The organism is Neobacillus mesonae (assembly GCF_023715155.1).
Lineage (GTDB): Bacteria > Bacillota > Bacilli > Bacillales > Cytobacillaceae > Neobacillus > Neobacillus mesonae_A.
On sequence record NZ_JAMBNQ010000070.1, the window covers coordinates 1 to 8,500 of the forward strand.

Genomic DNA, 8,500 nt, shown 5'->3' on the forward strand with positions numbered 1-8,500 from the left:
ATAGCCGAGATAATATAAACAAAGTTTTTCACAATCCGAAGCAAATTGAAAAAAGGAGCACAATATTTCAGATTTTCTCCTGGTTTAATTTGAAAAAAAGTATCTGGATTATTGTGCTCGTTTACATGAATGGGTGAAAAGCTAGCAGAGTGGGTATGCAATAAGAGCGATAGGCGACCGAGTGGGTGAAAAGAAAGCAGAGTGGGTATCCAATAAGAGCGATAGGCGACCGAGCGGGTGAAAAGATAAGAGTGTGGGTATCCAATAAGAGCGATAGGCGACCGAGCGGGTGAAAAGAAAGCAGTGTGGGTATGCAATAAGAGCGATAGGCGACCGAGCGGGTGAAAAGAAAGGAGAGTAGGTATCCAATAAGAGCGATAGGCGACCGAGTGGGTGAAAAGAAAGCAGAGTGGGTACCCAATAAGAGCGATTGGCGACTGAGCGGGGGAAAAATATTTGCTGCCTAGTTTATCAAAAGTGCCGGTAGTAACTTCCTTTCGTGTAATAAGGAGTGTAAGTAAATATAGAGAATTACAGGATTTCCTTGCTGCTTCAATTCTTTCTTTCTATTAGATGACACCATCAACCTTAAAGTGATGTTGCAAAATGTAGAATGATATTAAATAGAATCATTTTCTGGGGAATAATGTACTTTTTCCGAAACGATGAACCGACAAAATATTTATTGATAGAGTCATAAGATGCCTGGTATATAAGGGGTTATGACCAGGACTACAACGGATCAGCCAAATATTTCAAGTTTATTTTCTATTATTTTAACTTTTTCAATAGTTTTAAAACTGGTACGATTAATAATAGAAGGTAGAGAGGTGATCTATTTGAGTGTGACAGTGCGGGAACTGCTGGAGGATCGGTATTTTGTCCGCTATAAGGTGCTCGCGGGGTGCAAAGGACTCGATCGGGAGATTCAGTCAGTTGCTTTGTTTGACGCGCCTGACGGATATATGTGGTACAAAGGGAAGGAATTGATTCTGTCCTCCGGATACCTTTTTCAAGATAATATCGAACTCTTTGAAAAAGTCCTCATCCATCTATATGAACACAATTGTGCTGCTATCGGGATTAAAGTAGATCGCTATTTGAAACAGATTCCACAAAAAATCCTGGCTCTTTGTGACCAGTTACATTTCCCCCTGATTAACGTTCCATACGAACCTGCATGGGTCGAGATTATGGACACGGTCAATGCCATTGCGATGAATAAATATTTTATGAGAGTAAATGCCGATCATAAGGGAAAAGGATCAGCATTATCAGCCTTGTATCCTGAGCATAAAATTCTTGAATTGGTTGAAAATCTATCAAGGGAGCTGGAGCGGCCTGTTTCCATTACCGATTTTCTTGAAAACAGGAACATACACTGCCCGAGTAGAGAAAAAAACGAAGAGGTAGAGCAAAAACTAAGAGAACTGCAGGACCCTCCTTTTGATTTTCAGCGGGAAAAAGTTTATGACAAACTCAATATGTACCGCTTGAAGAACCTGGAGGATCAGCAAAGCTGGCTGATTATCCCGCTTGAGATCAACGGTATAGCGGTTGGTAAATTAGTTATTTGGGAAAAGGGGAAAGGACTTGGCTATTTTGATATGCTGGCCCTAAGGTTAACCTATGATATCCTCCTCTATATTTACGGACAAATGTATTATATGAATTCAAAAGAAGCCAATTTCCAGGATGACTTTATTCAAGAAATCTTGTTTGAAGAAAGCGACAAAGAAAAGCTGCTGCGAAAAGCTAAGAATTTATATTGGGATATTCAGAAGCAGTATATCTGTATCAGTTTCAAACAAATCAATCAGCAGCTGAATATGGAAGATTACCGAGATTTAATCTACACGATTACGAGAAGGTACTTTCCGAAAAACGAAGCTCCGCTAGGGCTGTTAGACGGGACCCTTATTATTTTTTATCCGGCAGAGGACCAGTATAATCCGGGCAAAACAGCCCAAGTGAAAAAGAAATGTGAGCAGCTCATTGCCGCGCTTGAAAAGGAAATTCCGCAGGCAAACATACGGGGCGGTATTGGCTATACGGCGAGTGCATTTTATGAAATGAAGAAAAGTTATATGGAAAGCATGAAAACGATCGAAATTGGTTTGTACATTTATCCAAACTGTAAAGTGCTGACATATCAGGATTTGGGTCCGTTTGGGTTCATCCATTTAGAATCATTTAAAGAACAGTTTGATTACATGATTAAAAAAATTACGCCGGTGTTAGAACAGGATGACAGGGAAGAGCTGATCAGTACGTTAAAAGCTTATCTCGACAGTAACTGTCATTTCAATTTGGCTGCGAAGAAATTGTACATCCACAGCAACACGGTTCGGTACCGGATGGCGAAAATTCAACAGCTCTGCCAAATTGACTTAGAGGATGCAATGGAACGGCTAAAATTGGAAATTGTATTGAAATTTGTCAATCCTTAACGCTTAAAGATTCTTTAAGCGTGTTTTTTTTTGATTAGTTAAGACTGAATATTAAAAGTTCGTAAAAATGTACAAAAACAGATCGTTTATTTGTAATTTTTCATAAAGGGACAAAATTTTCAGGATTATTTTTAAAAAAATACAAATGAGTAGAGAAAAATTCGTCGAATTTTTATAGAAAGCAAGACATCTTAACGAACCAAACGGAGGGCGAGACATGGAAATTCAGAGAGTAAAAGGATGGATCAGCCAGGATGAAACGGTGGACCTTTTGAGAAAGATGGTTCAATTCAAGACGGTGAATGAACCTGGGGATGAAAAGCCGTTGGCTGAAATGTTAGCAGGTGTGATGTCTTCCATTGGGATGGAGGTAGAGCTCGTCGACTTGGGGAATAACCGCGCCAACGTGATTGGTGTATTAAAGGGCACGGGTGAAAAAAACAGCTTATTATTTAATGGTCATTTAGATACTGTTCCTCCTGGGGATGTCGAATGGAACCATGGACCTTATTCGGGAGACATTGAGAATGGCAAGATTTATGGGCGCGGTACGACAGATATGAAAGGCGGACTGGCCAGTATGATCATGGCGGCCAAAGCGATTAAGCAGGCGGGGGCTGAATTAAAGGGTGACCTGATTATTGCCGCTACTGCCGGCGAAGAAATCGACAGTATTGGGGCGTTTGACTATTTACACAAAACCGGTTTAAAGGGTGTCGGGGCGATTGTGATTGGTGAACCGAGCTCTTGCGGCATTAATGTAGCGGAAAAAGGCGCATTTTGGATTGAAATCACAACGTATGGAGCAACAGCTCACGGCGCATTTCCGGACCGCGGGAAAAATGCCATTGTGTATATGAATGCCTTGATTAACCGTCTGCTCCAATATCAGTTCAGCTATGAAGAAAATCCTCTCCTGGGTCATCCAACCATGAATATTTCTACTATTAAGGGCGGAGTCAAAACCAATGTGGTGCCGGATAAATGTACCATTACCGTTGACATTCGGACAGTTCCGGGGATAAACCATGATGATTTAATCAAAGATGTAGAAGGAATGATTGAAGGATTGAAGGGAGAACTCGAAGGTTTTGAGGCGAGCATCCAAATTACCAATAACCGGCCTGCGGTGGAAACAGCGGTGGATCATCCTTTTGTCAAGCTTGCCCAAGACGTAATTAAGGAAGAGTTTGATCGTGTAGAAGAGCCGAAGGGAGTTAATTTTTATACGGATGCGGCGGTATTCCTTCCCGCAACCCATCTGCCGGCTGTTATATATGGCCCGGGAGATGCGGACATGGCTCACCAGCCAAATGAATATGTCGAAATTGATAGTTTAGTAGAAGCTGCCCAATTTTATGCAGCCCTAATTGAAAAATACTTAGCAAATTAAAATGAGGAGGGAAATGTATGCCCAAAAAAAGAAATATTATTTTACTGCTTCTATTTTTGACCTGGACCTTAAGCTATATGGACCGAATGGTCATGACAGTTGCAATTCCTTATATTTCGAAGGACTTTCACCTTACCCCGGTGGATATGGGTGTGGTCATGAGTGCATTTTTTGCCGGTTATGCGCTATTTCAAATTCCCGGCGGACTTTTAGCCGATAAGTTTGGTCCGAGAAAAACGATGGCGGCTGCCATCACTTGGTGGTCGCTTTTCACGGCAGCAACCGCAATGGTGACAAATCTTACCTCCATGCTGGTGGTCCGTGTCTTGTTTGGCCTGGGAGAAGCTAGTTTTCCCGGCGGCTCATGGAAGACCCTTTCCAATTGGTTCCCGAAGAAAGAACGGGCGACGGCAAATGGTTTCATGATGTCCTCCAATGCCTTAGGACCTGCAATTGCTCCATTATTTGTGGTCGGTGTCATGGCAGCCTTTGGCTGGCGAAGCGTATTTGGATTTTTGGTGGTGCCGGGGCTGATTATTGCCTTAGTCTTGTGGATGGTGGTACGGGATCACCCGTCTCAGAGTAAAATGGTTTCCCCGGAGGAATTAAAATTCATCGAGGAAGGCAGTAAGGAAACAGAGGATTCCGTTAAAAAAATGAGCTTTAAAGATGTTATCAAACAATCAATGGTGTGGAAGCTTGTGCTGATTTGGTTTACCTTTGATATCACGTTCTGGGGTTTCTCCTCCTGGGTACCAACGTACCTTGTACAGTCCCGGGGCTTTGATATGGTGAACATGGGAATTAATGCATCGATTCCTTTCTTCGCCGGTACAGTCGGATTAATTTTAGGCGGTTATGTTTCTGATAAATTCTTTGTGGGTAAACGAAGGAGTCTAATTATCGGATCCGATATACTTTCTGCTATCTTCTTATTTTTAACCTTTTCAACTGGTGCTGCCGGCCTTGCAATGGTGTTTTTAACCATATCAGGATTCTTTATCTGCGGCTCGTTTGGTGCAATTTGGGCCTTGCCGATGAATGTGCTAAAGCCTGAGGTCATGGGAAGTTCTTCGGCTTTCATTAACTTTGGCGGCCAGGCTGCAGGATTTCTATCTCCTATTGTCATTGGCTATCTTATCCAAAAGGCAGGGGGCAGCTTCGACACCGCTTTCTACTTCTTAATAGCCGCCATCCTTGTCTCGAGTGTCTTAACATTGACTGTACGCGAGCATGAAAAAGTACAAGTGAGCAATGCAATTGCGAAGTAATGGTACGATTCTGGGATTTAAGAAAATCTTATCGAGAGGTGTGATTCGATGTTTGATATTATTATAAAAAATGGCCGGGTGTTTGACGGCAGCGGCAACCCTTGGACGAAACTGGACATTGGCATTCAGAACGGAAAAATTTCATTTTTAGGTGATTTGAGTGCAGAAGAGGCTGATCAGGTCATTGATGCAGCTGGAATGGCTGTCTCGCCAGGTTTTATTGACCCTCATGTCCACTCCGATCTGCTTTGTACAGTCCCTGAGATTCATAAAATAAAGGCCCTTCAGGGTGTGACAACTGAATTGTTTGGTCAGGACGGAATCTCGGTTGCGCCGGTTTCAGAGGAAACGAAGCCATTATGGCAGCAGCAATTAAAAGGGCTTAATGGGGATATTGGAGAATGGCCATGGAACAGTATTGAAGAGTATTTAACATTTCTAGAGAATGCAAAAATGATTGGCAATGCCGCCTATATGGTACCCCACGGGGCGGTCCGTACCCTTGTTATGGGATTTGACGGAAGAACTGCAACCGTTGAAGAAATGGCAAAGATGCGGGAATTGGTGGAAGAAGGCATGCGCCAAGGAGCGGTTGGGGTCTCTACCGGGCTCGTGTATCCTCCGAATGTTTTTTCCGATAAAGAGGAACTCATTGAAATCTGCAAAGGGGCAGCGAAATATGACGGCTGTTTTGTGGTCCATATTCGAAATGAAAGTATTCATTCTTTAACCGCCTTGGATGAAGTCATTGATGTCGCCAGGCAATCGGGTGTCCGCCTGCAAATCTCCCATTTTAAAGTGATCGGCATCAGCAATCGGGAGAAATTTAAGCTGGCGCTGGAAAAAATGGATCAGGCGCGGGCTGAAGGAATTGAGATTTCTTTTGACCAATATCCGTATACCGCCGCGTCCACTGTTTTTCATGCGATTCTGCCGCCATGGATGCACTCCGGCGGAACAGAAGAAATGCTGGAGCGCTTAACAAGACCTGAAGTCAGAAAACAAATCAGCGAAGAATTCAAAACAAACAAAGATTATGAAAACTGGGTGTTAAACTGCGGCTGGGAAAATATTATAATCACTTCCGTGCAAACGGCAGAGAATAAAGCGCTGGAAGGAAAAAGTGTCATCGAAATTGCTGAACTGAAGGGAAAAACACCGGAGGATACTGCTTTTGATCTATTAATAGAAGAAAGAGGAAGTATTACCATGGTCATCCATTGGGGACTGGAAGAGGATGTATTGCTCGGCATGTGCCATCCTTTGCAAATGGTCGGCTCCGATGGTATTTTTGGCGGAAAGCCCCATCCAAGGTTAACCGGAACTTTCCCAAGAGTCTTGGGGAAATATGTAAGGGAAGTCGGAGCGTTAACGCTTGAAGAGGCTATTCGAAAAATGACCAGTGCTCCAGCACAATTAATGAGGCTTGCTGACCGCGGGCTGATCAAGCTTGGATATCAAGCCGATTTAGTCGTCTTTGACCCGGAAACAGTCGCTGATTGCGGAACGTTTTCCAACCCGTTAGTCGAACCTGCCGGCATTCACCATGTTGTGGTGAATGGGCAGCTGACTGTTCATAATGGGGAATATACTGGGGCAAGGGCAGGGCAAGTTATCCGTGCTGTGGGTGCACCACCCGAATTTTGTCCTTTTTTCTGAGGAGAGTTTCGAATATGAGCGCTGGCATAACTCGAAACTTGTCGAAAATTGATAGAAGTGTATAGCAAAGGGGTGTAACTGAATAGTGTCAGGGTGCCCGGTTGTTGATTTTTTTCCTTTTGAATAAAACAGAAAACCCATCTGGAAATGTACTTGATATCTTACGAGAAATTCTAAAAGGAATTGTGATAGTAGAAAAGAACCAAATATTTTTTGATTGGGATACAACGTTGAAGAGTTCTATTACTTAAGAATCGTGAAAAGCTTATTTACGATTATGGGGAAAATAAGTAAGTGTCCTCCCACTGCTTTCTCCCTTCATTTTCAATGACTAAAGTCTGAAGGCCCTAACCGTCATAGGTGGGCTTTTTTACTGTGGTTGATGCGAAAGACTCGTTTTTAGTATAACGACTATCTAAATAGTGTAATTTTAGTAGAATATGTATATATCTAATTTTTTTGAGTATTTGCATATTTTGAGAGATGGAGGAGGAATTACATGAGAAATTATGGGACGAGGTTAATGCTAACCACATTTTTGGCAATCTTGCTGAGTGGATGTGCTGGGGATGTAAATTCAAATGAACAGAAAGAACCAAATACGGATCGTACAGCTGAAGCTGAAAAGAGCGAGAAACCAGAAGGACAAAAAGAACCGATGGCACAGGCCGAGATTAAGGATGTAAATAATAAAACGATTGGGACTGTCAACTTCCTAGTAGATGATGATAATTATATTCAAATTAACGCAAGTATCGACGGTCTGGAGCCGGGGCACCATGGCTTTCACATCCATGAAAAAGGGATTTGTAAACCTGATGCTGAGGAAGGACCCTTCACAACTGCAGGCGGTCACTTTAATCCAGATGGAAAACAGCATTCTGGGCATGCCGGAGACTTGCCTTCCCTATATGTCAAAGAGGATGGCCGTGCCGAATACTCAGCAAGATTTGATCGTATCAAGATGGATCAATTAGAAGGATTGGCTGTCATTGTCCATTCCAATCCCGATAACTTCGGCAATATACCTGACCATTACCAAACAGAGGGAAAATCTGGCCCGGATGAAGCAACATTGAAAACTGGAGATGCAGGGGATAGACAAGCATGCGGAGTTATTGTTAGCAGATAGGTGAAAGTGCCTGTTACGCTCCTAATTTTATCAAGATTGATAGAGTTTAGGTGCATAGCAAAGGGTGTAACTGAATAGTGTAAGGGCGGCGGTTGATAATTTTCTTTTCCTTTTGAAGGGAAGATGGTCTTAAATCTTACGGGGAATTCTAAAAGGAATCTTGCGTGAAACCAGCGCTTATTTCTTTCGGAAAATCAATCTTGAATTCAAGCAAACCACCCCGCGCCGTGACAAGCAAAAGGATGGTTTACAGAAATAAATCTAATATGACGAACCACCACTCCGAGGAGCAGTTTCAGGGAGAAGTGTTAGCGGCACTTCTCTTTTTCATTATAAAAAAATGTATTCCATTTGAAAGGGGGACCTGCTTGTACTTATCACACCCAAAACTTCACAAAAGATCCTCTCTAATAATCTCAAAAACACTTAAAGTTTAGTTCTGTATCACTTTAAACTGATGGGGGTCTGACCCACTAGCGTTGCACGCCATTAAAATATTCCCATATTTTCAAAAAATAGTATTTACACACAATAAAAAAACTCCTATTGTAGAAGTTGTTGACCTTGTTTTGTTCCCTTTAACAAACAAGTCTTC

Annotated in this window: 5 protein-coding genes; all 5 read left to right on the forward strand. The window is 42.4% G+C overall.

The features are described 5' to 3' along the window. The first annotated feature begins 845 nt into the window (after window positions 1–845). The gene (locus tag M3183_RS26140; protein ID WP_251474868.1) at window positions 846–2,450 is read left to right on the forward strand and encodes a PucR family transcriptional regulator; all 1,605 of its coding nucleotides are present in this window, start codon (window positions 846–848) and stop codon (window positions 2,448–2,450) included. Window positions 2,451–2,667: 217 nt separating this feature from the next. Next, a complete protein-coding gene (locus M3183_RS26145; protein WP_251474849.1) occupies window positions 2,668–3,843 on the forward strand; it encodes a M20 family metallopeptidase in 1,176 nt (391 codons plus the stop codon). A gap of 17 nt (window positions 3,844–3,860) precedes the next feature. Then, a complete protein-coding gene (locus tag M3183_RS26150) occupies window positions 3,861–5,114 on the forward strand; it encodes an MFS transporter (RefSeq protein ID WP_251474862.1) in 1,254 nt (417 codons plus the stop codon). A 48-nt stretch (window positions 5,115–5,162) separates the two neighbouring features. Then, window positions 5,163–6,773, forward strand: a complete 1,611-nt coding sequence (locus M3183_RS26155; RefSeq protein ID WP_251474864.1) for an N-acyl-D-amino-acid deacylase family protein — start codon at window positions 5,163–5,165, stop codon at window positions 6,771–6,773. A gap of 499 nt (window positions 6,774–7,272) precedes the next feature. Continuing rightward, the gene (locus M3183_RS26160) at window positions 7,273–7,905 is read left to right on the forward strand and encodes a superoxide dismutase family protein (protein WP_251474866.1); all 633 of its coding nucleotides are present in this window, start codon (window positions 7,273–7,275) and stop codon (window positions 7,903–7,905) included. The last annotated feature ends 595 nt before the right edge of the window (window positions 7,906–8,500 follow it).

Bases quoted from the DNA above. Each gene is read 5' to 3' on its own strand.
- M3183_RS26145 (WP_251474849.1), top strand. From the start codon at position 2,668: ATGGAAATTCAGAGAGTAAAAGGATGGATCAGCCAGGATGAAACGGTG.
- M3183_RS26150 (WP_251474862.1), top strand. From the start codon at position 3,861: ATGCCCAAAAAAAGAAATATTATTTTACTGCTTCTATTTTTGACCTGG.
- M3183_RS26155 (WP_251474864.1), top strand. From the start codon at position 5,163: ATGTTTGATATTATTATAAAAAATGGCCGGGTGTTTGACGGCAGCGGC.
- M3183_RS26160 (WP_251474866.1), top strand. From the start codon at position 7,273: ATGAGAAATTATGGGACGAGGTTAATGCTAACCACATTTTTGGCAATC.